At 70.6% G+C, this 24,287-nt stretch carries 18 protein-coding genes and 1 tRNA gene; 10 read left to right on the forward strand and 9 right to left on the reverse strand.

Annotation, left to right across the window (positions count from 1 at the left end; genetic code table 11):
- Positions 1–33: 33 nt before the first annotated feature.
- From ACP4J0_RS26940 to ACP4J0_RS26950, 3 genes are all read right to left on the reverse strand, one after another.
- Positions 34–1,092, reverse strand: coding sequence for an alpha/beta fold hydrolase (locus ACP4J0_RS26940; RefSeq protein ID WP_426601333.1), 1,059 nt, complete (start codon positions 1,090–1,092; stop codon positions 34–36).
- A gap of 250 nt (positions 1,093–1,342) precedes the next feature.
- A complete protein-coding gene (locus ACP4J0_RS26945; RefSeq protein ID WP_375923950.1) occupies positions 1,343–1,810 on the reverse strand; it encodes a RidA family protein in 468 nt (155 codons plus the stop codon).
- Positions 1,807–1,968, reverse strand: coding sequence for a DUF4177 domain-containing protein (locus ACP4J0_RS26950; RefSeq protein WP_003975360.1), 162 nt, complete (start codon positions 1,966–1,968; stop codon positions 1,807–1,809). The genes ACP4J0_RS26945 and ACP4J0_RS26950 overlap by 4 nt, the downstream gene beginning before the upstream one ends.
- A gap of 106 nt (positions 1,969–2,074) precedes the next feature.
- Between ACP4J0_RS26950 and ACP4J0_RS26955 the strand changes: the two genes are divergently transcribed.
- Both ACP4J0_RS26955 and ACP4J0_RS26960 read left to right on the forward strand, forming a co-directional pair.
- Entirely contained in the window at positions 2,075–3,052 is a 978-nt protein-coding gene (locus ACP4J0_RS26955; protein ID WP_426601312.1) for an ArsA-related P-loop ATPase, read from the forward strand.
- Positions 3,049–4,509 carry an ArsA family ATPase gene (locus ACP4J0_RS26960; RefSeq protein ID WP_426601313.1) on the forward strand — a complete coding sequence of 487 codons (1,461 nt, stop codon included), beginning with the start codon at positions 3,049–3,051 and terminating at the stop codon, positions 4,507–4,509. Before ACP4J0_RS26955 ends, ACP4J0_RS26960 begins: the two co-directional genes overlap by 4 nt.
- Before the next feature lie 105 nt (positions 4,510–4,614).
- Here the strand turns inward: ACP4J0_RS26960 and wblA are convergent, their stop codons facing one another.
- A complete protein-coding gene (gene wblA, locus ACP4J0_RS26965; RefSeq protein WP_426523921.1) occupies positions 4,615–4,956 on the reverse strand; it encodes a transcriptional regulator WblA in 342 nt (113 codons plus the stop codon).
- 460 nt (positions 4,957–5,416) lie between these two features.
- Here wblA and ACP4J0_RS26970 point away from each other — a divergent pair, with 460 nt between their 5' ends.
- The gene (locus tag ACP4J0_RS26970; protein WP_426601314.1) at positions 5,417–7,729 is read left to right on the forward strand and encodes a transglycosylase domain-containing protein; all 2,313 of its coding nucleotides are present in this window, start codon (positions 5,417–5,419) and stop codon (positions 7,727–7,729) included.
- 196 nt (positions 7,730–7,925) lie between these two features.
- Here ACP4J0_RS26970 and ACP4J0_RS26975 read toward each other — a convergent pair whose 3' ends face one another.
- Positions 7,926–8,390, reverse strand: coding sequence for a GatB/YqeY domain-containing protein (locus ACP4J0_RS26975; RefSeq protein WP_426601315.1), 465 nt, complete (start codon positions 8,388–8,390; stop codon positions 7,926–7,928).
- A 158-nt stretch (positions 8,391–8,548) separates the two neighbouring features.
- Here ACP4J0_RS26975 and ACP4J0_RS26980 point away from each other — a divergent pair, with 158 nt between their 5' ends.
- The 3 genes from ACP4J0_RS26980 (at position 8,549) to ACP4J0_RS26990 (ending at position 10,452) form a co-directional block, all read left to right on the forward strand.
- Positions 8,549–9,478 carry a metallophosphoesterase gene (locus ACP4J0_RS26980; protein ID WP_426601316.1) on the forward strand — a complete coding sequence of 310 codons (930 nt, stop codon included), beginning with the start codon at positions 8,549–8,551 and terminating at the stop codon, positions 9,476–9,478.
- 80 nt (positions 9,479–9,558) lie between these two features.
- Positions 9,559–10,311 (forward strand): Pr6Pr family membrane protein, encoded by a 753-nt coding sequence (locus tag ACP4J0_RS26985; protein WP_426601317.1) that lies wholly within the window; start codon positions 9,559–9,561, stop codon positions 10,309–10,311.
- A 67-nt stretch (positions 10,312–10,378) separates the two neighbouring features.
- Positions 10,379–10,452 (forward strand) — tRNA-Pro (locus ACP4J0_RS26990).
- Positions 10,453–10,526: 74 nt separating this feature from the next.
- On the opposite strand, the gene ACP4J0_RS26995 is transcribed toward ACP4J0_RS26990, so the two are convergent.
- From ACP4J0_RS26995 to ACP4J0_RS27010, 4 genes are all read right to left on the reverse strand, one after another.
- The gene (locus ACP4J0_RS26995) at positions 10,527–11,774 is read right to left on the reverse strand and encodes a hypothetical protein (protein WP_426601318.1); all 1,248 of its coding nucleotides are present in this window, start codon (positions 11,772–11,774) and stop codon (positions 10,527–10,529) included.
- Positions 11,771–13,282: an N-6 DNA methylase gene (locus ACP4J0_RS27000; RefSeq protein ID WP_426601319.1), complete on the reverse strand. Its 1,512-nt coding sequence runs from the start codon at positions 13,280–13,282 to the stop codon at positions 11,771–11,773. The genes ACP4J0_RS26995 and ACP4J0_RS27000 overlap by 4 nt, the downstream gene beginning before the upstream one ends.
- 2 nt (positions 13,283–13,284) lie before the next feature.
- Positions 13,285–13,470 carry a hypothetical protein gene (locus ACP4J0_RS27005; RefSeq protein ID WP_359788739.1) on the reverse strand — a complete coding sequence of 62 codons (186 nt, stop codon included), beginning with the start codon at positions 13,468–13,470 and terminating at the stop codon, positions 13,285–13,287.
- A gap of 258 nt (positions 13,471–13,728) precedes the next feature.
- Complete coding sequence (locus ACP4J0_RS27010) at positions 13,729–15,039, reverse strand: hypothetical protein (protein ID WP_426601320.1); 1,311 nt, start codon at positions 15,037–15,039, stop codon at positions 13,729–13,731.
- Positions 15,040–15,381: 342 nt separating this feature from the next.
- On the opposite strand from ACP4J0_RS27010, the gene ACP4J0_RS27015 reads away from it, so the two are divergent.
- The 4 genes from ACP4J0_RS27015 to ACP4J0_RS27030 are packed head-to-tail and all read left to right on the forward strand — an operon-like array spanning position 15,382 to position 23,871.
- Positions 15,382–17,043 carry a TIGR02677 family protein gene (locus tag ACP4J0_RS27015; RefSeq protein WP_426601321.1) on the forward strand — a complete coding sequence of 554 codons (1,662 nt, stop codon included), beginning with the start codon at positions 15,382–15,384 and terminating at the stop codon, positions 17,041–17,043.
- The gene (locus tag ACP4J0_RS27020) at positions 17,040–18,365 is read left to right on the forward strand and encodes a TIGR02678 family protein (protein WP_426601322.1); all 1,326 of its coding nucleotides are present in this window, start codon (positions 17,040–17,042) and stop codon (positions 18,363–18,365) included. Before ACP4J0_RS27015 ends, ACP4J0_RS27020 begins: the two co-directional genes overlap by 4 nt.
- Positions 18,362–22,600 carry a TIGR02680 family protein gene (locus ACP4J0_RS27025; protein WP_426601323.1) on the forward strand — a complete coding sequence of 1,413 codons (4,239 nt, stop codon included), beginning with the start codon at positions 18,362–18,364 and terminating at the stop codon, positions 22,598–22,600. Before ACP4J0_RS27020 ends, ACP4J0_RS27025 begins: the two co-directional genes overlap by 4 nt.
- Entirely contained in the window at positions 22,597–23,871 is a 1,275-nt protein-coding gene (locus ACP4J0_RS27030; protein ID WP_426601324.1) for a TIGR02679 family protein, read from the forward strand. The genes ACP4J0_RS27025 and ACP4J0_RS27030 overlap by 4 nt, the downstream gene beginning before the upstream one ends.
- Positions 23,872–24,287 lie beyond the last annotated feature (416 nt).

Genomic DNA, 24,287 nt, shown 5'->3' on the forward strand with positions numbered 1-24,287 from the left:
CCGGAGGACGCTGGAAGAGGCCCGCGCCGGCGGTCAGCCGGGAAGGGCGGCCAGCCACTCGGTGAGCAGCCGGTTCGTCTCCTCGGGGCGCTCCTGCTGGAGCCAGTGGCCGCAGCCGTCGAGGAGGTGGGAGGCGGTCAGGCCGGGCAGGGTGGCCGGATACGCCTCGATCGCGTCGGACAGCCAGGTGGTGGAGGCGTCCCGGTCGCCGCCGAGGAACAGGGAGGGCTGGGTGATGGGGGCGCCCTGGTGGGCGGCCATGTCGGCCCAGTCGCGGTCCATGTTGCGGTACCGGTTGAGGGCGCCGGTCAGACCGGTGCGCTCGAACTCCCCGGCGTAGACGTCCAGCTCCTCCTCGGTCAGCCAGGACGGCAGCGGACCGTCCGGGAACCGGTCGCGCATCCTGCCGCCGGGGGCGACGAAGTGCGGGTCGGGCGCCTCCGGGGCGGGCATGGTGTCGCCGGACAGGGCGGCGTAGAGGCCGGCGAGCCAGCCGCGCACGTCGGGCTCGATCTCGGACTCGGCACGGCCCGGCTCCTGGAAGTAGGAGACGTAGAACTCCTGCCCGGCGAAGGGTCCGGCGGGGTCGCTCATGCCGGCGAACACGTCGCTGGGCTTCGGGCCGCCCGGCGGGGTGTACGGCACGCTCAGCAGGCCGACCGCACGGAACACGTCGGGCCGCAGCAGCGCGGAGTGCGCGGCGATGTTCGCGCCCCAGTCGTGACCGATGATCACGGCGGACCGCTCGCCCAGCGCCTCCACCACGGCGACGTTGTCCGCCACCAGGTCGAGCATCCGGTACGCCTCCACCGCGTCGGGCCGGGAGGAGCGCCCGTAGCCGCGCACGTCGATGGCGACGGCGCGGAAACCGGCGGCGGCCAGCGCGGGGAGCTGGTGGCGCCAGGAGTACCAGGACTCGGGGAAACCGTGGACGAGCAGGACCAGCGGTCCGCTGCCCTGCTCCACCAGGTGGATCCGGCCGGCCGGACCGGGCACCAGGCGGTGGACCGGCTGAAGGGCTGACCCGTGGGCCGGCCGAGGGGCCGCCCCGTCGGCGGGCCGCTGGTCGTCGGGCACGGGTGACTGGGGCATGGACATGGGCATGGGCATGGCTCCTCCTGCGCACGTGCGGTTGGTCCGGTGCCGGCGCGGACCAGGACCGGCACCGGACCGGTTCCCGCTCCGCACGGAGCACCGGAAGCGATCCTGCGGGCGCGTGGCCGGCGAGGCGAGGTTTCTTGCCACGCCGGCAACGCACACGCCGGCGACGCACCACCACCCCCGTGGAGCACCACGCTCCCGTGAGGCGCCGGGCGCGCGGTGCCGCCCGTACGGAGTCGCCCTACGCCTGGACGAGCTCGACCTGGACCTCGACCTCCACCGGCGCGTCCAGCGGCAGGACGGCCACGCCGACCGCGCTGCGGGCGTGGACGCCCTTGTCGCCGAGTACCTCGCCGAGGAGTTCGCTGGCACCGTTGATCACGGCCGGCTGGCCGGTGAAGTCGGACGCGGAGGCGACGAAGCCGACGACCTTCACCACGCGCGCGACGCGGTCGAGGTCACCGGCGACGGACTTCACGGCGGCCAGGGCGTTCAGCGCGCAGGTGCGTGCCAGCTCCTTGGCCTCCTCCGGGGTGACCTCGGCGCCCACCTTGCCGGTGACCGGGAGCTTGCCCTCCACCATCGGCAGCTGGCCGGAGGTGTACACGTACGGACCCGACTGCACGGCCGGCTGGTAGGCGGCCAGCGGCGGAACGACCTCGGGCAGTGTCAGACCGAGTTCGGCCAGCTTCGCCTCGACGGCGCTCACGCCTGCTTCTCCCGCTTCAGGTAGGCCACGAGCTGCTCGGGGTTGTTCGGCCCGGGCACGACCTGGACGAGCTCCCAGCCGTCCTCGCCCCAGGTGTCCAGAATCTGCTTCGTGGCATGGACGAGCAGCGGCACGGTTGCGTATTCCCACTTGGTCATGTGGCCGACTCTAGCCGTTGCCCGGGACGCCTCGGCGGGCCGACCGGGACCACGTTGTCCACAGCCCCGGGCGTACTCGGCGCGCGGACTGGTTACGCTCGAATACGTGAGCAGGCTCCAGGTCGTCAGCGGCAAGGGCGGAACCGGCAAGACCACGGTGGCCGCGGCCCTCGCGCTGGCCCTGGCCACCGAGGGGAAGCGCGCGCTTCTCGTCGAGGTCGAGGGCCGCCAGGGCATCGCGCAGCTCTTCGAGACGGAAGCGCTGCCTTATGAGGAGCGGAAGATCGCCGTCGCTCCCGGGGGCGGGGAGGTGTACGCCCTCGCCATCGACCCCGAACTGGCACTTCTGGACTACCTCCAGATGTTCTACAAACTGGGCAGCGCCGGGCGGGCCCTGAAGAAGCTCGGCGCGATCGACTTCGCGACCACCGTCGCGCCGGGGGTCAGGGACGTCCTGCTGACCGGCAAGGCGTGCGAGGCGGTGCGGCGCAAGGACAGAAGCGGGCGGTTCGCGTACGACTACGTGGTCATGGACGCCCCTCCGACCGGGCGCATCACGCGGTTCCTCAACGTCAACGACGAGGTGGCCGGCCTCGCGAAGGTCGGGCCGATACACAATCAGGCGCAGGCCGTGATGCGGGTGCTGAAGTCCCGGGAGACCGCGGTGCACCTGGTGACGCTGCTGGAGGAGATGCCGGTCCAGGAGACCGCGGACGGCATCGCCGAGCTGCGGTCGGCGCGCCTCCCGGTGGGGCGGGTCATGGTCAACATGGTCCGGCCCGAGGTGCTGGACGCGACCGCCCTGGACCTCGTACGGAGCACACCGCGTACGGCACTCGCCCGCTCCCTGTCGGGGGCCGGGCTCGGCGGGGCGCGGCGGGGCGGACACGCCGAGCGGCTGGTGGACCCGCTGCTGGCGCAGGCCGAGGAGTACGCCGAGCGGTACACGCTGGAGCAGGAGCAGCGGGCCGTCCTGACCGACCTCGGCCTGCCGCTGCACGAACTGCCGTTGCTCGCCGAGGGCATGGACCTGGCGGGCCTGTACGAACTGGCCATCGAGCTGCGGAAGCAGGGGATCGCATGAGCCCGAGCCCGGACCCGGCCGCCCGCCACCTGGAGGGCGCGCGGCACCTGTCCCCCGCGCGGGTGCTCGACGTCGACCCGCTGCTGGAGGACCCGAAGACCCGCATCGTGGTGTGCTGCGGTTCGGGCGGGGTCGGCAAGACGACCACCGCGGCGGCCCTCGGCCTGCGCGCGGCCGAGCGCGGCCGCAAGGTGGTCGTCCTCACCATCGACCCGGCCCGGCGGCTCGCCCAGTCCATGGGCATCGACTCGCTCGACAACACCCCGCGCCGGGTGAAGGGCGTCGACGACTCGGCGGGCGGTGAGCTGCACGCCATGATGCTCGACATGAAGCGCACGTTCGACGAGATCGTCGAGGCGCACGCGGATCCCGACCGGGCGGCGGCGATCCTCGGCAACCCCTTCTACCAGTCGCTCTCGGCGGGCTTCGCGGGCACGCAGGAGTACATGGCGATGGAGAAGCTGGGGCAGCTGCGGGCGAGGGACGAGTGGGACCTCATCGTCGTGGACACCCCGCCGTCCCGGTCGGCGCTGGACTTCCTGGACGCCCCCAAGCGTCTGGGGTCCTTCCTGGACGGCAAGCTGATCCGCGTCCTGCTGGCCCCGGCGAAGGTCGGCGGCCGGGCCGGCATGAAGTTCCTGAACGTCGGCATGTCGATGATGACGGGCGTTCTGGGGAAGGTGCTGGGCGGGCAGTTCCTGAAGGACGTGCAGACCTTCGTGGCCGCGATGGACTCGATGTTCGGCGGCTTCCGTACGCGCGCGGACGCGACGTACAAGCTGCTCCAGGCGCCCGGGACGGCGTTCCTGGTGGTCGCGGCCCCGGAGCGGGACGCACTGCGTGAGGCCGCGTACTTCGTGGAGCGGCTGGCGGCCGAGGACATGCCGCTCGCCGGCCTGGTGCTCAACCGGGTCCATGGCAGCGGCGCCGACCGGTTGTCGGCCGAGCGGGCGCTCGCCGCCGCGGAAAATCTTGAGGAACCCCGCATTGTGGATCAGGACGGCGGGAAAGCTCGAGTTCGTAACTCTCCTGACACGCACGGCAGTTCAGACTCTTCCGAGCCGGGCCTTCCCGAGCCCGGCTCTTCCGGTCCCGCGCCCCAGTCCACGTCCACGTCCGATCCCGAATCCAAGGCCGACCCCGACCCTGATCACGGCTCCGACCCCGCCTCCGACCCCGATCCGGATCCAAAGCCTGAGCACTCTCCCGAGGCTCCCGGTACACCGGACCGGTCCGTCGACCAGCTCACCGCGGGCCTGCTGAGGCTGCACGCGAACCGTATGCACCTGCTCGCCCGCGAGCAGCGCACGCGTGACCGCTTCACCGCGCGTCATCCCGAGGTGGCGGTCACCGAAGTGGCCGCGCTGCCGGGCGACGTGCACGACCTCGCGGGGCTGCGGGAAATCGGCGTCCGTCTCGCGACGGACCGGCCCGAGCTGCCCGGGACGGGCGTTTGATCCAGCCGCGGCGTCCGAACCGGAGCACCCGGGCGACATGCCCGGACGACGCGCCCGAACGGCACGCCCGAACCGAGGTGCCGCCGGAGGAGCTCCCGGACCGGCTCAGCCCACGGCCGCCACGTAGTTCTCGTAGATCTCTTCGTCGTCGAGGGGCATGATGCCGGCCCCTCGCTCGTACTCGGTCCGCGCCGTCTCCAGCAGACGGCGCCAGGAGGTGACGGTGGGCCGCCGGCGCAGCAGTGCGCGGCGTTCCCGCTCCGTCATGCCTCCCCATACGCCGAACTCGACGCGGTTGTCGAGCGCGTCGGCCAGGCACTCGGTCCGCACCGGGCATCCGGTGCACACCGCCTTGGCCCTGTTCTGCGCTGCTCCCTGAACGAACAGTTCGTCCGGATCGGTAGTGCGGCAGGCGGCCTGCGCACTCCAGTCGGTTACCCAGCCCATACCGGCGCCGTCCTCTCCCGAATCGAGGCTCCCCCACGGCGGCAGCGGCATATTCACCGCCGCCAGTTGAGGACGTTACGGAAGGCGGGCACAGCGCAACACCCCCTTCGGGCCCAATCTTGAATGGCCCGAACGGACTATGGGTAAGCGGCAGATCACCCGGGGGAGTGAGCTGGCGACATGCGTGACTATCCCGGCATTCGGGTCATGCCTGCTACGCCACAACGGACACCGGCTGACACACGAGGCGGATTCGGACGCGCGTCCCACACACCGCGGCACGCGCCCGTACACCCCAACGCGCCCCCCAGCGAGGCCCCTCGGAAAAAAGTTGAGCGGATCCGGAACGATTCGGGGTCACCGGACGTATTGATACGTGGCCGCACTGCTGTGACAGTTGAGTGCAGCTTAGGCCAAGGCATATACGCGTGTCCGGCGAATGAGAACGTAGGCTGCCTCCATGCCAAAGAAGCGCTCGGGCGGTGGTCTGTCGCCAACGCAACAGGCCGCCAAGTTCCTCGGTGTCAGTGTCCTCGCGGGAGCCGTGCTGGCCGGCATCGCGTTGCCCGCGGTGGGCGCGCTGGGCCTGGCGGCCAAGGGGTCGGTGGAGAGTTTCGACGCACTCCCGGCCAACCTGAAGACTCCCCCGCTGAGCCAGCGCACCTCCATCCTCGACGCCGACGGCGGCACCATCGCCACGGTGTACTCGCGCGACCGCACGGTGGTCGACCTGAAGGACATCTCGCCGTACATGCAGAAGGCGATCGTCGCCATCGAGGACTCTCGTTTCTACGAGCACGGCGCGGTCGACCTCAAGGGCGTACTGCGCGCGCTCAACAAGAACGCGCGCAGCGGCGGGGTGTCCGAGGGCGCGTCCACGCTCACGCAGCAGTACGTCAAGAACGTCTTCGTGGAGGAGGCCGGCGACGACCCGACGCTGGTCGCCCAGGCCACCCAGCAGACCCTCGGCCGCAAGATCCGCGAGCTGAAGCTCGCCATCCAGGTCGAGGAGGAGCTGGGCAAGAAGCAGATCCTCGAGAACTACCTGAACATCACGTTCTTCGGCCAGCAGGCCTACGGCGTCGAGGCGGCCTCCCGGCGCTACTTCTCGAAGTCCGCCAAGGACCTCGAACTCCAGGAGGCCGCGCTCCTGGCCGGCATCGTCCAGTCACCCAGCCGGTACGACCCGGTCAACGACGAGGCGGAGGCCACCGAGCGGCGCAACACCGTGCTGCAGCGCATGGCCCAGGTCGGTGACATCTCGCAGGCGGAGGCCGACAAGGCCCAGGCGGCACCGCTCGGACTGAAGGTCAGCCGGCCCAAGAACGGGTGCATCACGGCCGTGAAGAACTCGAGCTTCTTCTGCGACTACGTGCGCGAGGTGTTCCTGAACGACCCGGTCTTCGGCAAGACCCGCAAGGACCGTTCCAAGATCTGGAACCAGGGCGGCCTGACCATCCGCACGACGCTCGACCCGCAGGCCCAGGAGTCGGTGCAGGCCTCCCTGAAGGACCACATCTACCAGTCGGACTCGGTGTCCGCGGCGACCACGCTGGTCGAACCGGGCACCGGCAAGATCCTCGCCATGGGCCAGTCGAAGCCGTACGGCTACGGCAAGAACGAGACGGAGATCAACTACTCGGTCGACGCGGCCTACGGCGGCTCCAACTTCGGCTTCCCCACGGGCTCGACGTTCAAGCCCTTCCTCGCCGCCGCGGCGCTGGAGGAGGGTGTGCCGGCGACGAAGGAGTACTCGTCGCCGTACGAGATGGAGTACCCGAGCCCCGTCCAGACCTGTGGCAAGCCCTGGATCAACGACAAGTCCTACACCGTCGAGAACGAGAACGAGACGGAGGTCGGCCCGTACCGCCTGGAGGACGCGATGGGCCTCTCGGTCAACACGTACTTCGTGCAGATGCTCTCCGACATCGGTCTGTGCCCGGTGGCCAACATGGCGGACAAGCTGCACGTCCGGCAGGGCAACGGCGAGAAGCTGCCGCAGAGCCCCTCCGCCCTCGCCCTCGGTTCGGTCGGTATGTCCCCCCTGACGCTGGCGAACGCGTACGCGACCTTCGCCTCGCGCGGCATGTACTGCACGCCGGTCGCGATCGAGTCGATCACGCAGAAGGTCGGCAACGAGCAGAAGTCGCTCGAGGTGCCGAAGTCGACGTGCTCGCGGGCCATGAGCGAGAAGACCGCGGACACGGTGAACACCCTGCTGCGGGGTGTGGTCGACTCCGGTACGGGTAAGGAGGCCGGCCTCAGCGACCGGCACAACGCCGGTAAGACGGGTACGACCGACGAGCGCAAGAACGCCTGGTTCGCCGGCTACACGCCGAACATGTCGGGCGCCGTCTGGGTCGGCAGCGCCTCCCAGGAGGTCGAGATGAAGAACATCTCGATCGGCGGCGTCACGCACGCCCTCGTCTTCGGTGGCGCGGTCCCGGGCCCCATCTGGAAGGACGCCATGACCGGCGCCCTGGCGGGCAAGGAGTCCCCCAACTTCAACATCGTCGACCTCCCCAAGCCCGACAAGGACAAGGACAAGGGCCCGGGCGGTGACGCCGGCGACGGCGGCGACGGCGGCGGCGACCGGGACGACGGTGGCAACGGCGACGAGGACAACGGCGCTGAGGGCGACGGCGACGCCGGTGTCATCGGCGGCCTGATCGACGGCGGCACCGGCAACGGCGGCCCCGGCGGCGGCTTCCCGGGGAACATCATCCAGGGACAGGGCAACGGCGGAAACGGCATCGGCGGGCGGCGCGACTGACCTCCGGCACGACACCGAGCCGAGCTCCGGTACGACACCGAGCCCAGCTCCGGTCGACACCGAACTCCGGTCGACACCGAGCAAGCTCCGGTACGACGGCGAAGACCGGCGGCCCCTTCCTCACGAGGGAGGGGCCGCCGGTCTTCGCCGGTTCTTCGTGGACCCGGTCACCCGCGGTGGCGGGGGACGACGGGACTCAGTCGGCCAGCAGCTTCTTCACCGCGGCGGCGACCCGGCCGCCCTCGGCCTGCCCGGCCACCTTCGGGTTCACGATCTTCATGACGGCACCCATGGCCCGCGGCCCCTCGGCACCGGCCGCCTTCGCCTCCTCGACGGCCTGCGCGACGATCGCGTCCAGCTCGTCGTCGGACAGCTGCTGGGGCAGGTAGGCGGCGAGCACCACGCCCTCCGCCTTCTCCCGCTCGGCCTGCTCCGTACGACCGCCCTGCGCGAACGCCTCGGCGGCCTCGCGGCGCTTCTTCGCCTCGCGAGTGATCACCTTCTGCACCTCGTCGTCGGAGAGCTCCCGCTTCTCCTTCCCCGCGACCTCTTCCTTGGTGATCGCGGCGAGCGTCAGCCGGAGCGTCGAGGAGCGGAGCTCGTCACGATCCTTGATCGCGGCGTTGAGGTCGTCGTGCAGCTTCGACTTGAGCGTGGTCATGGGGTGATTGTCGCAGGTGCGGAAGGAAGAGCGCCTGCTCATTTAAGGACCTGCTGCCAAGGACCCTCTGCCGCGACCGTTGGTGAGCATCCCGGCGAGTGCCTTGGCCGGCCGCCCGCGCGGTCGGCTCCCGCCACCGCTTCTGACACGATGGCTGCATGCGCGCGCGATACGGAGTACCCCTGGGAATCACGGCGGTTGGCGCCGCCGGTCTGGTCTACGCGGCGGGCTTCGAGGCCCGCTCGTTCCGCCTCCGACGGGTGACGGTCCCCGTCCTGCCCCCCGGGATGCGCCCCCTGCGCGTGCTGCAGGTCTCCGACATCCACATGGTCGGCGGCCAGCGCAAGAAGCAGCGCTGGCTGCAGTCGCTGGCCGGCCTGCGCCCCGACTTCGTGATCAACACCGGCGACAACCTGTCCGACCCGGACGGTGTCCCGGAGGTCCTGGACGCCCTCGGCCCCCTGATGGAGTTCCCGGGCGCCTACGTCTTCGGCTCCAACGACTACTACGGCCCGAAGCTGCGCAACCCCGCCCGGTACCTGATCGAGAAGGCCCAGGGCCGCCACGGCCTGAACGGCAACGCGCCCGCCGTCGGAGTCGTCCACAACCCGTGGGAGGACCTCCGCGACGGCTTCGACGCGGCCGGCTGGCAGAACCTCACGAACACGCGCGGCATGCTCAAGATCGAGGGTGTGTCCGTCGAGCTGACGGGACTGGACGACCCGCACATCAAACGGGACCGGTACGCGGAGGTGGCGGGCGGCCCGTCCGGCACGGCGGACTTCTCGATGGGCGTGGTCCACGCGCCGTACCTGCGCGTCCTCGACTCGTACACGGCGGACGGCTACCCCCTGCTCCTCGCCGGCCACACGCACGGCGGCCAGCTGTGCATCCCCTTCTACGGCGCCCTGGTCACCAACTGCGACCTGGACACGGAGCGCGTGAAGGGCCTGTCCACCCACACGGCCGAGGGCCGTACGGCCTACCTCCACGTATCAGCGGGCTGCGGTACGAACAGGTACACACCGGTACGTTTCGCCTGCCCGCCGGAGGCGACGCTGCTGACACTGGTGGGGCGGGAGCGCTGACCGCCGGCCGAGGGCGGGCCGGGTAACCCACACGGCCCACCCGCATAGCCCGCCATGTCCGGTCTGTCTAGCTTGGGGCCATGACAGCCCCGATACCCAGGGACATCCCGGACCTCCCCGCACTCCCGGGCCCGCCCCGACTGCTGCATTCCCCCGTCCCGGCGACGGCCGTCCTGACCCCCGTACGCCGCCCGCTGGTCGCCGGCTTCCGCGCCCTCACCGCACTTCTAGCCCTGACGGGCGTGACCATCGAACTACTGGTGGGCGGCGGCCCGGCCACCAGCCCCCTGAGCCACTTCACGGTCCAGAGCAGCATCCTGCTGACCCTGGTCATGCCGGCCTCCGCCCGTCGCGCCTGGTCCGCCCGCCATCCCCTGCCGGGCGCCCTCACAGGCGCGGTCCTGCTGTACGTCGCCGCCGGCGGCCTCGTCCACCACCTGCTCCTGGCCAACGCGGCGAGCCCGTTCGCCGTGACGGACGGCACGGGCACGGGCTGGCACACGGCCGCGGCCCACATCCTGAACACGGCCGTCCCCGTCGCCGCGGCCCTGGACTGGCTCCTGCTCACCACCCCTGGCCGCCTGCACCTGCGCCAGGCCGCCGCGTGGCTCCTCTACCCCCTGGCCTACCTGGCCTTCTCCCTGGCCCGCGGCGAGCTCCTCCTCCCCGGCACCCAGGACCGCTACCTCTACCCCTTCCTCGACGTCGACCAGCACGGCTACAAGGGCGTCCTCGGCAACGCCCTCCTCCTGGGCCTGTCCCTCTACGCCCTGGGCGCCCTCCTCGTGGCACTGGACCACATCCGCCCGAACCCGCTCCGCCACCGCAGATAAACCGGATTTCACCTCCGGCCGCCGGTGGGCTAAAGTAAACGACGTCGCCGCGACAAGCAGCGACGATCGGGGTGTGGCGCAGCTTGGTAGCGCGCTTCGTTCGGGACGAAGAGGTCGTGGGTTCAAATCCCGCCACCCCGACAGTGAAGTACCAGGTCAGGGGCCTGATCCGCAGCGCGGGTCGGGCCCCTGGGTGGTTCCTGGCCGTTTTGGCCTCAGCGGGCTACGCCGGTTCGCGCTGCAGGACCAGTGTCTGCCACGGGGCCTGTTGATCCCGCCAGTCGATCCGCCGCTGGCGAGAGGGCACTCAGCAGCGTCACGAGAGTCTCGTTCAGGGACGCGTTCTCCGCGACCCGCTGTTGCGCGACCTGGTGCATCGGCCGAGCCACGCGGTGAAACTCTCGCCGCACATCGTCCGCGGGCCAGGCAACATCGAGCCGCGAGAAGGCTCGCTTCGTGATCTCACGCGCCTGCCTACCCTGGGCGGCCCTGGAAAGTTCCCGACTCCGGAGCCGGAGCTCATGCAAGAGCCACCAGCTGTTCTCAGGGTCGCCGGGATGTATCGACAGTACGCCGCGTCCGGCGACGACAGGCCGCAGGGTCACGGCTGCGCGCATGCCGTCCGGCCGAGTAGCGATCAGGATGGTCCCCGGTTCGCAGATGTCGCCCGGCACAGCAAGACCTTGGCGTTCTGTGCCGTCGAGGTACGGCAGGCGCGTGTTCAGGATGTCGGACGGCGCCACCCAGTTACAGGTGACGCCGTTCTCAGGAGCCTGAGACGGCGCCGCCCTGCCGGTCGACGCACGCGTAACTCGGCCGAACTCGCACGTCGGCCATGACGTGCGGTACCGATTCCACGTGGCGTAGTGAGCGTCTGCCAAGGCGACCGCATCGGCCGCGATGGACAGATTGAGTCTCGTCTTGTCCTCGATCAGAGTGACCAGTTCATGGAGCTTCTCGATCCGTTCCAGCGGTGGAACGGCCACCGGCATTTTCCTCAGTGCGTCGATGCTGAGGGTCGGCTCGACGTGAGCGGAGACGTGCTGCTGGATCCATGCCTGGGCCCGACGAGTCCTCAGCCAGATGCGCAACCACCGTGTGATGTGCCGTTCCTTCGACCTGACGATGCCGACACTGCGGGTAGCCATCCAGCCCTCGTGCCCCTCGGTGACCAGGGCCGCGTCGCCGACCCGGCGCACGAGCACGACGACCAGGTCGTCGCGCCGCAAGGTCGCCCGCGTGTTCCGCTGCATGACACCGCCTTCGCAGCCGGGCTGATCCGTGGTGATGCGGCCGTCGCGGACGTCTCCGGCCCGTACCACTCCCTGATGGCCGGGCAGCCCTCGGTCGTTGATCCCGTACGTCACGAAGAGGTCTTCGGCGAGGTCCTCCAGCCTTGCGGTCGTCCATGCCTCCGGCCGTTCGGACTGACCGATGTGGTGCGTGGCGAGATCGTCCCTCACAGTTCGTCCAAGAGGCGCCGCAGGTCCCGTTCCAGTGCGTGCGACTTCTCGAACTTGCCGTAGAGATCCCATTTGAGTTCCTCCACACGCTCGCGCGCTGCCGTGTGTTCGTCAGCTGGTTCCAAGGCATGGACCACGGGCAGGAGGACGTACCCAGCGTCCGCAACTTCTGCTGTGGACAGCGAGGTGCACCAGCCGGGATCATTCTCGTACCTGGCCGGCGCCTCGCCTTGCATGGTGGGGGCGCCCCTCCAAGCGGACAGGGTGCGCAGAACGCGGCCGACCCCGTCAGCGGCAAGACGGCGCTGCCGGGAGCCGGACATTGTCTCGTACGCGGTGCGGGCGTTGACGAACAGGATCTGCTTGCGACGGTCGGCGGCCCCCCAGCCCCGGTGAGGGCTCTTGTCCCGGTTCAGCAGCCACAGGCAACAGGAGATACGTACGTGAGGGAAGAGGCCAGGTGGGAGTGCGACGACGCACTCGACGAGGTCTTCTCGGACCAGGCGCTCACGGATACGCTGCTCGGAGGGGCGCAGTCCGGTGGCTGCCCCGTCGGCCATCAGGACTGAGGCCCTTCCCTGCGGGGCAAGTGCGTGGGCGATGTGCAGGATCCACGCGTGGTTCGCGTTGTCCCGCGGGGGGACCGTGCCCGTCCAGCGTGGATCGTCGCCACGTGGAGGGGCGGCGGACCAGTCCGACAGATTGAACGGCGGGTTGGCCATCACGATGTCGTACGAGTCACTCGTCGGCTGGGCGAGACTGTCCGTGGGGGGACCCACGTCGGCCCCGATGCCACGCGCTGCGAGGTTCAACCGCGCGATCTGCAACGTGTCAGCGCGAAGGTCCCGGCCCGTCAGCAGCAGGTTCGGCTGCAGGCCGGTCCGTTCCCGCACGTAGCGCTCCGCGTCGGCCAGGAGCCCCGCCGATCCACACACCGGGTCGAGCACACGGTGTCCGTTCTGCGGCGCGACTGCTTCCACCATGAGACTCACGATGTCACGCGGGGTGAAGTAGTGGCCTCCCCTGGCCTGCGCGGCGGACAGTTCCTCCAGGCACTGTTCCAGTAGCTCCACCACTCGGTCGGCCTGGTCGATCTCTGTGACCAGAGTCCGCAGATGGTCATCGACCGTCGGAGGAAGAGAGGGTACGAAGTTCTGGTCCGTATCGCCGTTCTCCGTGCGAAGCACGGGCGCCAGCCATGTGCTCACACAACGCCATACGTGAGGCCCGAGCGGCGAGGGTTTCGCGGCCTGGTCAACGAGCCAGCGCCATGACGGCAGTTCGCCACTCCCTCGCCCCTCACCGTGGCCCTCCCCCGCTCGGGGGAAGCCCTCCTGCGCCTTATTCCTCACGTAGATCAGGCCGAGGACGATCCGGCAGGCATTTTGCGTGTTCATTCGAACGGCCAGGCTCTTCACCAGCCGCCGGACCCGGAACGACATCCCGCTCCCCCCGGCCGGCGGAACTCCGAGCGCCGGCGTCGCGCTGCGCACAGGCTGCTGATCCACGGTCACACCAGCCCGAGCGTCGAGAGGAAGAGGAGCGCGAGCGTGAAGGTGGCAGCGAAGGAAGCGGCACCTGCTTGGAGCGCCCCCGTCATAGGCGCGCCGCCTGCCTTCTTCACGATCCCTCCCACCAGGGCGACGATCACGGCCAGGAGAAATGCCACGCTCGCGAGTAGCAGCTTCCGTTCCATCCCAACTCCCATTGTTCACCCGGGCCTGCACCACGGACGCTGCCCCGTGGTGGTCCTGCGCACCGGCTCCGTCGTCACGTTCCACCAGAACCGTAAAAGCCCGGAGGGAACTAGGCTCTAGAGCACGCCGTTTGGGATTTCTCTAGGCGCGCGCACGCAGGTTAGCCCCTGAGGACATGGAGCACCAAGTTTGGGTTTTCAACGCAGTGTTGGCCTCGACGGCGCGGTGATGCGGCTCCCGAGCCGTCCGCTCGGGGCTCAGTGCGGAAGGTGCAGGGCAATGAGCGAGTCCGGTCCTTCCCACCCGTCCGCGGTCCTCCAGACGGTGCTCACTCCGAAGACTCCTCGGAGCGCGCCCGCTGCCCACCCCTCCGTCGGCGGCTCGGAGAGGACCAGGAACCGGTGCTCGATGGCACGGGACTCGAGGTGCTCGATCTCCATGAGACGTGCCGCCCCTGCGCGCAGGTCGGCGTAGGTCGAACGGTCCGCGCCGAGCACTTCGTACAGGAAGAGGCCCTTCGGACCGTCCACGATCACGTCGGCCGCCGGTGAGTCCGCAGGACGCAAGCCGGCCCTCAGAAGGGCGGCCTTCAGCTCGTAGCGCACGGCTTCGTGGGTGTTGCACTCTCTGTCGGCCTGCGCCCCGAGCGCCAGTTCGCGTGAGAGAGCCTCATCACGAGTCGGCTGCGCGGTGGGCTCGTGTGCGGAGATGTCCGTAGGAGCGGCAAGGTCCATCGAAGGCATGTCTTTCTGCTCGTGTGTCGTCTGGCGTCCCGGCGGCGACACCGGGCCCGTCCGGGGCTTTCGGTCACGCTCGGCTGCGTTCAGTTGTGTGAGCCCGCAGCCATGCGGTGGCGTGGGTACGGGGTCAGGTGTGGTGTCCGTTTCGGGGGATGGCTCGCCGTCGAACCGCCCGGAGAGCTCCTCTCGGGCCTGAGCCAGGGGACCAGCCCAGTGGACGAATGCCGGGTCGGCAGCCAGGGCCGTGTGCAGGTCGGGAGTTCCCGAGGCGACCGCCTGACGTGTGCGCTGGGCGAGGTCCGCCAGGGCGCTGAGCCGGTCGCGATCCGCAGAGCCCAGCAGACGCCATACGCTGAGCCAGTCGACCCGGTCGCGGCGCAAGCACCGGTTGGCCATGCCCTTCAGCTCCGAGAGGCGGTCCGTGGTCCCGGGCGGGACCGTGCCACCGCCCTCGACGATGTCCTGGAGTGCGCCAAGGGCTCCCAGGTACCGCGGTGCCATCCGGGCACTGATGGGCTTGCGGCCGAAGTCCCCGGCCGCGACGAGGCTCACCGGCCCCTCGTTCCGCGTCACCCAGGTGTCCAGCCGGACGCCCGCCTTGGGTGCGGGCTCCCCGTGCCGGGTCACGAGCAGCAGGGTGCGCGCGGTCGCCGGAGCAAGAGCCTTGACCTTCCAGTGGGCTCCCGGCCCCGGGCCGGCCACGCGCACCTTGACCGGCGTACCGATCGGCAGCTCCTTGGCAGCCTGAGGTCCGGCGCCGTCCGGCGTACCGGCGGCCCCCGTCGCGGAGGCCGGGCCGGATTCCGCGGGCGGGGAAGCCGGGGACACTGAGGTGTCGTCGTCTTCGTCTGCGGTGCTCAGTTCTCGGGGCAGCGGGGTCGTGTGCAGGTCGCGTCTGGCGTACCAGTGACCACGGTTCCCCCCGTTTCCTCTCTCGTCCGTGTCAGGTGCTCCGACAGCGCCGGGCGGCCCCTGTACGCGCGGTGGCTCTGCTGTGTCAGCGGTTGCTCGCCGGGCGCCTCAGAACGATACGACGTTCTCGAGCTGCGATGCAGCGGGATCCGCGATAAGGGGGGTTATCGAAGAAAGTAGCGCAACCAGCATCCCTCTCCAGGATCATTTCCCGCCATGCCCCACCAACGGACGAATACGCCGCGTAGCCTCGCGGACATGGAGGTACCCGCACCCGGCGCACCACCGGACGCCGCGCCACCGGACACCGGTGACGATGAGACGCGCAGGCGGCTGGACGCGTACAAGTACCTCGGCGCGCCCGAGCGGCTGGAGCACCTCGCGATCATGCGGGTCTTCTGTGGGACGCTGCTGGCGGACCTGGCCGTCCCGGACGTCATGGCGAAGCTGCGCCAGGCCGGTGGCCCGGCGGCCGGTCTCGACGCCGACACCCTCACGGTCCGGCTGGAGCAGCTGGTGCAGTGGGGCAATCTGCTGCGCAGCAGCCACACGGTGAAGGCGTCCAGCATCAGCGAGTACCAGCGTTCCCGCTCGCGCTACCAGCTGTCCAAGGCGGGCGAGCGGGTCCAGCGGGACGCCGACGGGGTGCTGGCCGAGGCCGACGCCGCCCGGGAGGTGAGCGGCGAGCTGCTGGCGCTGGTCGAACGCGGTCTGAAGGAACTGGCCGAGCGCGTGACCGCGCCGGGCGGCATCGAGCCGCAGGACGGGCTGGAGCGGGTCAGCACGCTGTTCGTGCAGTTCACCGAGTTCGCGGACTCCGTACGGGACTTCTACGCCTACCTCGGCCAGGTGCTGGCCCGGTACGACCTGGACAGCACCGAGTACCAGGGGTTCAAGGAACTGCTGCTGGACTACGTCGAGGCGATCACGGAGGACGTGTCCTTCCGCGCGCCCCGGATCTCGGCGGCACTGGACACGCTGTGGCCGCACCTCCCGGCCCTGCTCTCCCAGCTGGACGCGCACGCCCAGGGTCTGACCGGACTGTCGGCGGAAGGCGACGGCCGCCCGGAGACCCGGGTCCAGCGCAGCCGGGGGCGCGAGCAGGCCGACTGGGAGGGGCTGCGCGGCTGGTTCAGGGACGCCGACGGGCAGGGAAGCCAGGTCGACCAACTGCGGGACGCCACCCTGCGCGCGTTGCAGTCGCTGCTCGCCAACGCCAAGCGGATGCTGCGTTCGGCCACCGGGGAGATGTCCCGGCGCAGGGACCTGCTGCGACTGGCCCGGTGGTTCGACGAGGCGGCGCCGCAGGACGCACACGACATCGCCGTCGCCGCCTTCGGGCTGTACGGCGCCCGCCACTTAGGCGTCCCGCCGGCCACCGACGAGGTGGTACCCGCCTACACGAGCTGGTGGACCGGCCCGGTGGTCGAGGTCCCGGTGGCGCTGCGCGAGAGGGGCAGCCGCGCGCAGCGGGGCCGGGCGTCCTCGGTGGAGGACCACTCCGCCCAGAAGCGACGGCTGCAGGAGGCCGCCCGTGAGCGGGCGGCGGCCAGGACGGCGGCAGCGGACGAACTACGCAGTGCCTCCGGTCGCTTCGCCGACGTACGGCTCACCTCGTCGGCGCTGGGGCTGCTCCTCGAACTGCTGGCCACGGCGCTCGGAAACGCGCAGCTCAGGAGGGCGCACGGCGGCACGGAACACCGGGACGCGGACGGTAGCGGGACGGCACAGGGGTTCGGTCTGGAGGCGGCGCAGAGCGAGGACGCCGAACTGGGCATCCGGCTCACCGTGCGACGCACGGCGGGCGCACGCACGGTCCTGCACTCGACCGACGGCGACCTGTTGTTGGACGACCTGGAGCTGGAGATCGGCAGGACCTCCGCCACGGCCGACGGCCCTGCCGAAGTGAGCGTGTCATGACACTACCCTCGGCCCACGACGTCGCCCTCGCCGCCGAGCGCCGGACCGCAGCCCGGCTGCTGCTCGCCCACCCGCTGGTCACGTCGGACGGACCCCACGCCGACCTCTTCCCGCTGATCCGCAGGCACGCCGACTGGCTGGGCAAGCGGTTCCAACAGGTGCTCGGCTACCGGCTCCTGGTCGACAGCTCCTACGCCCGGTTGTTCAAGGCCGGTCTGGGCGCCGGTACGGGGCACCGGCTCGCACGGTCCACCGGCACACCCTTCACCCCGCACACGTACGCCTGCCTGGCGCTGGCCCTGTCCGTACTCGTGACCGCGCCCGAGCAGATGCTGCTGTCGCAGTTGGTCGCCGACGTCAGGGCCGCGGCGGCCGATGCCGGGATCGAGCTGGAGGGGACGGAACGGGCGGCCGGGAAACGGACCCTGGTCGCGGCTCTGCGCCAACTGGTCGAGTGGGGTGTCCTCATCGAGACCGAGGGGCATGTGACCGCGCTCGCGCAGGAGGCGGGCGGAGAGGCCCTGATCACGGTGGACCGGGAGCTGGCCCGCGTGGTCGTGGCCGGGCCGCTCGCCCAGTCGCGGGACGGTGCCGACCTGGTCCGGCGGGCAGCGGACCCGGGCTTCGGCGGGCCTCGCACCTTCGTGCGGCGCATGCTCGTCGAGACCCCTGTCGTCCTTCTCGACGAACTGACCGACGCCGAACGCGACTGGCTGCGCACCCGGCAGCGCCGGGAAGCCCAGGCGTTCTCCGAACTCCTGGGCCTGGAGACGGAGATCCGTGCCGAGGGAGTGGCGCTGGTAGACCCCGAGGAAGAGCTGACGGACCTGCACCTGCCGGGCACCGGTACCGTCGCGCAGGCCGCGCTGCTGCTGGTGGAACGGCTCGTGGAGCGGCTCCGGCCGCAGGAGCCGGGGCATCCGGCCACCGGAGGGTCTCTCGTCATCGGAGTGGCGGTTCCGGACGGTCTGGTGGATGAGCTGCTGGCAGAGCTGGTGGCCGAGTACGGGCAGCGCAGCAACTGGCAGCGCGGCTATCTGGAGGACCCGCCCGCCCTGAGAGTGGCCGTACTGGATCTCCTGGCCCGCATGCGGTTGATGGTGCCCGCCGGTCCGCTGCGCGCCGAGGGGGAAGGACTGCCGGAGGGGTACGTCGCCCAGGCTCCGGAAGGACGCCTGGTGACCGATGTCCGCGGGGCACGGCCGACCGGGGGCGGCTGGGTGCTGCTCGCCGCGGCGGCACGCTACGCCACCCACGTCACCGTGCCCCCAGCCCCGACAGCCGGCCGAAGGGCCGCCACACAGCAGGAGTTGCCGCTATGACCACCGAACCGCGCGGCCTCGTCCCGCTGCCGCGCTCCGGCCCCGATACGACAGCCGGTATCCGGTTCCGGCTGCACCGCGCCGGCATCCAGAACGTCTGGCAATACGACGAGCAGGAGTTCGCCTTCGGCGACGGGCGGCTGCTGCTGCGCGGCAAGAACGGCGCGGGGAAGTCCAAGGCGCTGGAGATGCTGCTGCCCTACCTGCTGGACGGCGATTCCCGGGCCCTGGACGCCACGGGCACCGGCCGGACCACCCTCGCCTGGCTGATGCTCGACGGGTTCGAGCAGACCAACCGCCTCGGCTACCTGTGGGTGGAGTTCCGAGCCATGGCCGACGAGGGCACCCACCACTTTCTGACGCTCGGCGTCGCCATCCGCGCCTCGAAGTCGACGCAGAAGGCACTGCCGACCTTCTTCGTCACCCCGCTGCGCATCGGTGAGGATCTCCAACTGGTCGCAGCGGGGAAGCCCTTGGCGATCGACCGGCTCAAGGAAATCGTCGGCCCCGACAACACCACGGACCGTGCCGTCCTCCATCGCGCGCGCGTGGCCAGGGAGCTGTTCGGCATCACGGACGCGACGCATTACCGCAACCTCACCCAGCTCCTCCACCGGCTCCGGCGCCCGACGGTCGGGGACCGCATCGAGCACGGGGGCCTGGCCTCCCTGCTGAGCGAGACCCTGCCGGGACTCGACGAGGACGTGGTCGAGAAGGTGGCACGCAACCTCCACGACCTCGACGCCGTACGGGACGAACTGGGCCGTCTGGAGCGTACGGACACGGCACTGCGGACGTTCCTCGTCAGCTACCGCGACTACCTGGCGGGGGTTCTGCACACCTCCGCGCAGCGGGTCGGCCGAGAGCTGGACGTCCTCGCACAGCGACGCCGGACTGCCGGTGACGCCGCACAGCGGACCAGCGACCTGCGGACGCGGGAGGAGGAGTCGGAGGCCCGCGTGGAGACCCTGCAAGAGGAAGAAGAGGCCGCCCGGACCGACCTCGCCGCCCTGCACGCCAGTCACGCCTACCGCAGCCTGCGCGAACTGGCCGAACGTCGCGGCACCGTGGAGGCCCTGCACACCGCGGCTGTGGCCGCCTTCACGACCCTGCGCAACGCACACGACGCGGAGGAGAGCGCGGCGGAGCGACTGGCCGAGGGCATCGAGCACCTCGGCAGCAGACTGGCCGAGCTGGGAACCGAGCACCGGGAGCTGCTGGCCCAGGCGGAGAAGGCCGGGCTCCCCACCGGCCATCTCGGCGAGGCGGTGGCCCTGCCGCGCACAGTCCGGTCCCGGGGCAGCGAAGCTGAGCTGATCGCCCCGGGCGGCGAGACGCGGATCGTACGGCACCGGCCGGTGGTCCACGTCGACACGGCCGCGGCGCAGGAAGGGCTGCGGACCTGGAAGGGACAGCTGGAGGACGCCGAGACGGTGGTGAAGCACCGGACGCGGATGGTCCAGGAGGTGGCCCACCTCTCCACTCGGGCCGACGAGGCACGGGCCAGGGCGGGACAGGCCGATACCGAGCGGGAACGGCTGGAAGACGAGGCGGAAGAGGCCGCCGCCCGTCTTGAGGGCAGTCGCGAGAAGGTCGCCGCGGAGAGCGGCGGCTACGCCCGCTCGGTCGCCGAGTGGGTGACACGCACCCGGGCTGCGGCGGGCCCCGGCTGTCCGCCCCTGGACGCCGTCCTCGCCACGGTCGGCTGTGAGAGCTCCGCCGAAGCACCGTTCGCGGACCGTACCCTGCCGCCCGATGTCGACAGCCGGGCGCGGCAGGCCGCTCACACCGCCCTGGAACCATACGGCGAGGAACTCACCGGGCGCCGTGACGCCCTGGCGCTCGACGTCGGACGACTCAGCGAGGAGATCGAGCGCCTGTCGAAGGAGAAGCAGGGCTGGGAGCGACGTACCGACCCCGAGCCGCCGGTCCCGCACCACCGCGACGCCGAGCGGAGTCCGGGCAGCGGAGCGCCCTTCTACCGGCTGGTGGACTTCGCGGAGAACCTGACATCCGCCGACCGGGCCGGTCTGGAGGCGGCGCTGGAGGCGAGCGGCATCCTCGACGCGTGGGTCAGCGCGGACGGTGCCCTCCTCGATCCCGGCACCCGGGACACCCTGCTCCAGCCCGGTGCCGTGCCACCGGAGGGGCCGACGCTCGCCTCGGCCCTGCGCCCGGCCCCGCAGCAGGGCTGTGGCGTCACGTCCGAACAGGTGGAACGCCTGCTGGCCGCCATCGCGCTCACACCGGCCGACGAGGCCACCGGCACCGACGCGGTGTACTACGACGGAAGCTGGCGCGTGGGCGTTCTGCGCGGCCGTCACCACAAGAGCGTCGCCGAGTACGTGGGCGCCGCCGTACGCGCCGAGACCCGGCGGCGCATCCTCGCCGAGCTGGAGGACCGGCTCACGCGGACGGAACAGCGTCTGGCCGCCGCCCGCGACGAGCTCGCCGAGGCCGACTCCAGGCGCAGGGCTCTCACGCTCGCGGAACGGGACTTCCCCCGGGCCCGGCTGCTCGCCGACGCCTGGAGCCGTGCCGAATCAGCCGAACGGACTCTGCGGGACCTGACCGCCAAGGCGACCCGCGCGGCACGACTGGCCGAGGAAGCCCGCGCTCACGCCGTATCGGCACGCGCCGAGGCCGAGGCCACCGCGACCGCCCACGACCTGCCGCCCAACACCGCCGCCCTGGACCGGGTACGGACCGCGCTGGCAGCCCTGCTCACCGGCATCGGCCGCCTGCGCAGAGCGGTCGGCGGCACGGCCGAGCGGCTCTCCGGGAGCACGGCCGACGACGAGCGGTACGACCGCGTCCGGCAGGACCGCACGGACGCGGAGGACGACCACCGGATACGCCTCACCGAACTGCGCGCCGCCCAACAGGACCTGCGCACCCGTGAGGAGGCCATCGGGTCGTCCGAAGAGGAGATCCTCGCCCGCGAGCAGGAAGCCAGGCAGCGCGTCGCGGACGCCGGCCGCGCCCTTCCGGCGGCGCAACGGGCCCGCGACGAACTCCGCGAGCTGCGCGTACGCGCGGAAGAGGAGGAGAAACGCCTGCGCGAGGACCTGGCCGGCCAGGAGACGGCGGTCATCACCACCGGCGGAGCGCTGCGCGCCGCCCTGGACCGTCCGGAGGTGACGCGCGGCGCGGGACTGGACCGGTCCGCACTGGCCGAGCTCGTGGCGGACGATCCCGGCTCGGACGTCCGCAGCCGCCTGCGAGCACTCCGGTCACTGGCAGACGCCGTGACACGCGCCCTGCCCCACCCGAGGGACGTGGTGTCGGACAGCACCCTGCTCAACCGGCACACGGAGTTGCACGACCAGCTGGCCGGCGGGTTCGACGCCCAACTCGAAGAACGCGACGGAATCAAGGTGTGCCGTCTCCTCGACGACCACGGGTCCCACGATGTCGCGGCCGTGGGAGAGCGGATCGCGACCCAGGCAGCAGAAGCACGAGGGCGGCTCACCGAGCGCGAACGCGACGTGTTCCAACGGTTCCTGACCGGTGAACTCGGTGACCACCTCTCGGCCCAGGTCATCACCGCGGCCAACCTGGTCGCGGCCCTCAACGCCACCCTGCGGACCGTACGGACGTCACACGGTCTCGGCGTAGAGCTGCTGTGGAAGCTGGACGACGATGTGGACGCGGACGTGCGGGCAGCCGTCGAACTGCTGCGCAGCCCGTCGAGCCTGAGGACGCGCGAGCAGACCGAGCAGCTTCGTGAGGTACTGCAACGCCGGATCGAGGATGCCCGACGTGCCGATCCTTCGGCCGGTTATGCCGCCCATCTGCGGACCGCACTGGACTACCGCAGCTGGTTCCGTTTCCACACCTTCGTGGTGGAGGACGCGGCTCCCGGTCGTAGGCGCAGACTGACCGGCCGTACCGGGCTCAGCCAGGGCGAGCAGCGGGTGCTCTCCTACCTGGTGCTCTTCGCTGCGGCTGCCGCCCACTTCACCAGCCTCGCCGAGTCGGCGCCGCACGCGCCGCGGCTGATCCTCCTGGACGACGCCTTCGCCAAGGTCGACGAACCCACCCACGGGCGGCTGGGACGCATCCTCGTCGATCTCGATCTCGACTTCGTCCTCACGAGCGAGCGGCTCATGGGCAACTGGCCCGAGGTGCCGTCCCTGCACATCTACGAGTGTCTGCGTGACCCCCATGTGCGCGGAGTGGCCACCCTGCACTACACCTGGAACGGTCGGCACCGGCGTCTGGTGTCCGTATGAGCAAGCTGCCCGCCGCGACACGCGAATGGCTGGCAGGGCCAGGGCTCACCCGGCTTTGGGACGCGGCACGCAGACGCCTGGAAGGCAACGGTGTGCAGGCAACCGGTTCCCTCCGGCTGACCGCGGTGAACGCGCAGGAGCGGAACGACCTGTCGCTCCTGCTGGGCAAACCCTTGACCGGTGCCGCCGTGACGGTGCGGCTCGACGCGCTCGACGCGCGACTGCGCACCTCGGCCGCAGGACTCGGGCTCAAGGAGGTCCTGCAAGAACTCGGACCACCGCTCACCGACCGCCGTGCCGCCCGCGCGGACGCGGCAGCACGGCGCAGTCATGTGTGGTCGTCGCTCGCTTCCTCGCTGGACGCCTCACCGCTCGCACGCCAGGACTGGACCCGGCAGTGGTCCGACGTGCTGCGCCGCACCGGCGTTCCGAGAGGAGTGACACCCGAAGCGGCGGTACGCACGCTCCAGCAGGCCGTCCAGGTCCTCGTCGTACTCCTCGATCCCGAACGCGACGGCAACCGGGGCCGTGGGGAACTCGCGGCCACGGTGACCGGATCAGCGCACGGCCTGGACGATGGAACCTGGCTCGCACGCCTCGTCCAGCGCGGCGTCGCCCTTGCCCACGGCACCGAGTTTCCCAGCGACGCGGCCGGCAGACGCGCCCTGTGGCGGCTGGTGTCCGTCACACCGGACGAGGTCTCCAGCACGGTGCTGACCTACGGACTGCGGCCTGCCGGAGAAGGATGGCGGGAGCAGGCCCTGCGGGAGCGGGCCGCCCACCACGCCGAAGCCCACCTCACCGCGCGCGACCTGCTCACCCTGCGACTGCGGCTGCCCGCCGGGACGGTGGTCCACATATGCGAGAACCCGCGGGTGGTGGAAGCCGCGGCCGACGCGGCATGTGTCCGACCGCTGGTGTGCACTTCCGGCAGCGCCGCCACGGTGGTCATGACGCTTCTCGACGCCCTCGCCGCCACCGGTTGCACCTTCGCCTACCACGGTGACTTCGACTGGCCGGGAATTGCTCTGGCCAACAGAGTCATCCGCCGTTACGAGGCCCAGCCGTGGCGCATGGGTGGCGAGGACTACGAGCGCCTGGCTGCTCGCAGTCAGGCCGAGGGAATCCCTCAGCTACCGCTCGACGGCGAGCCTGTCCGCGCGACCTGGGACCCGAATCTGGCCCCGGCAATGACCGCCCTCGGCGTCGCGCTCCATGAGGAGGCGACACTCGACCTTCTCGTGGAGGACCTGTCGCGTCAGTTGCAGTGAGCCCACGACACGCGGCAGACGGCGTGGCGGTCCAGAGCTGTGGGAGCCATGTGGGAGCCAACCCGCGCTCCAAGCCCCTGCGGGACCACTCGAGACCACGACAATCCGACGTCCTGATCAGGGCAAACGCCATCAGCGCTGGCAAGATCAACACCCGAACCTCATTCGGGACGAAGAGGTCGTGGGTTCAAATCCCGCCACCCCGACGCTGGTCAGAGGGCCTGGTGTGCAAGTGACACCAGGCCCTTTGTCATGCTCGAGGGTCAAACACCGGGCCGCAATCCCTGTGGGCGGAGTTGTCGGCGGGTGGCGCACCTGTCCCGGGGCCAGACGTCACCGGAACACCGAAACCAGCGGGTTCGCGGAAGCCGAAGGCTGTCCGGGCAGGAACGCGCCGGCGGAGGGTGGGTTTTGGT

The sequence above is a fragment of the Streptomyces sp. WG7 genome (genome assembly GCF_049975785.1).
Lineage (GTDB): Bacteria > Actinomycetota > Actinomycetes > Streptomycetales > Streptomycetaceae > Streptomyces.

Coding starts and splice junctions, on each gene's coding strand:
- ACP4J0_RS26940 (WP_426601333.1), bottom strand. CDS start 1,092: ATGCCCCAGTCACCCGTGCCCGACGACCAGCGGCCCGCCGACGGGGCG.
- ACP4J0_RS26950 (WP_003975360.1), bottom strand. CDS start 1,968: ATGACCAAGTGGGAATACGCAACCGTGCCGCTGCTCGTCCATGCCACG.
- ACP4J0_RS26960 (WP_426601313.1), top strand. CDS start 3,049: ATGAGCCCGAGCCCGGACCCGGCCGCCCGCCACCTGGAGGGCGCGCGG.
- wblA (WP_426523921.1), bottom strand. CDS start 4,956: ATGGGCTGGGTAACCGACTGGAGTGCGCAGGCCGCCTGCCGCACTACC.
- ACP4J0_RS26970 (WP_426601314.1), top strand. CDS start 5,417: ATGCCAAAGAAGCGCTCGGGCGGTGGTCTGTCGCCAACGCAACAGGCC.
- ACP4J0_RS26975 (WP_426601315.1), bottom strand. CDS start 8,390: ATGACCACGCTCAAGTCGAAGCTGCACGACGACCTCAACGCCGCGATC.
- ACP4J0_RS26980 (WP_426601316.1), top strand. CDS start 8,549: ATGCGCGCGCGATACGGAGTACCCCTGGGAATCACGGCGGTTGGCGCC.
- ACP4J0_RS26985 (WP_426601317.1), top strand. CDS start 9,559: ATGACAGCCCCGATACCCAGGGACATCCCGGACCTCCCCGCACTCCCG.
- ACP4J0_RS27005 (WP_359788739.1), bottom strand. CDS start 13,470: ATGGAACGGAAGCTGCTACTCGCGAGCGTGGCATTTCTCCTGGCCGTG.
- ACP4J0_RS27015 (WP_426601321.1), top strand. CDS start 15,382: ATGGAGGTACCCGCACCCGGCGCACCACCGGACGCCGCGCCACCGGAC.
- ACP4J0_RS27020 (WP_426601322.1), top strand. CDS start 17,040: ATGACACTACCCTCGGCCCACGACGTCGCCCTCGCCGCCGAGCGCCGG.
- ACP4J0_RS27025 (WP_426601323.1), top strand. CDS start 18,362: ATGACCACCGAACCGCGCGGCCTCGTCCCGCTGCCGCGCTCCGGCCCC.
- ACP4J0_RS27030 (WP_426601324.1), top strand. CDS start 22,597: ATGAGCAAGCTGCCCGCCGCGACACGCGAATGGCTGGCAGGGCCAGGG.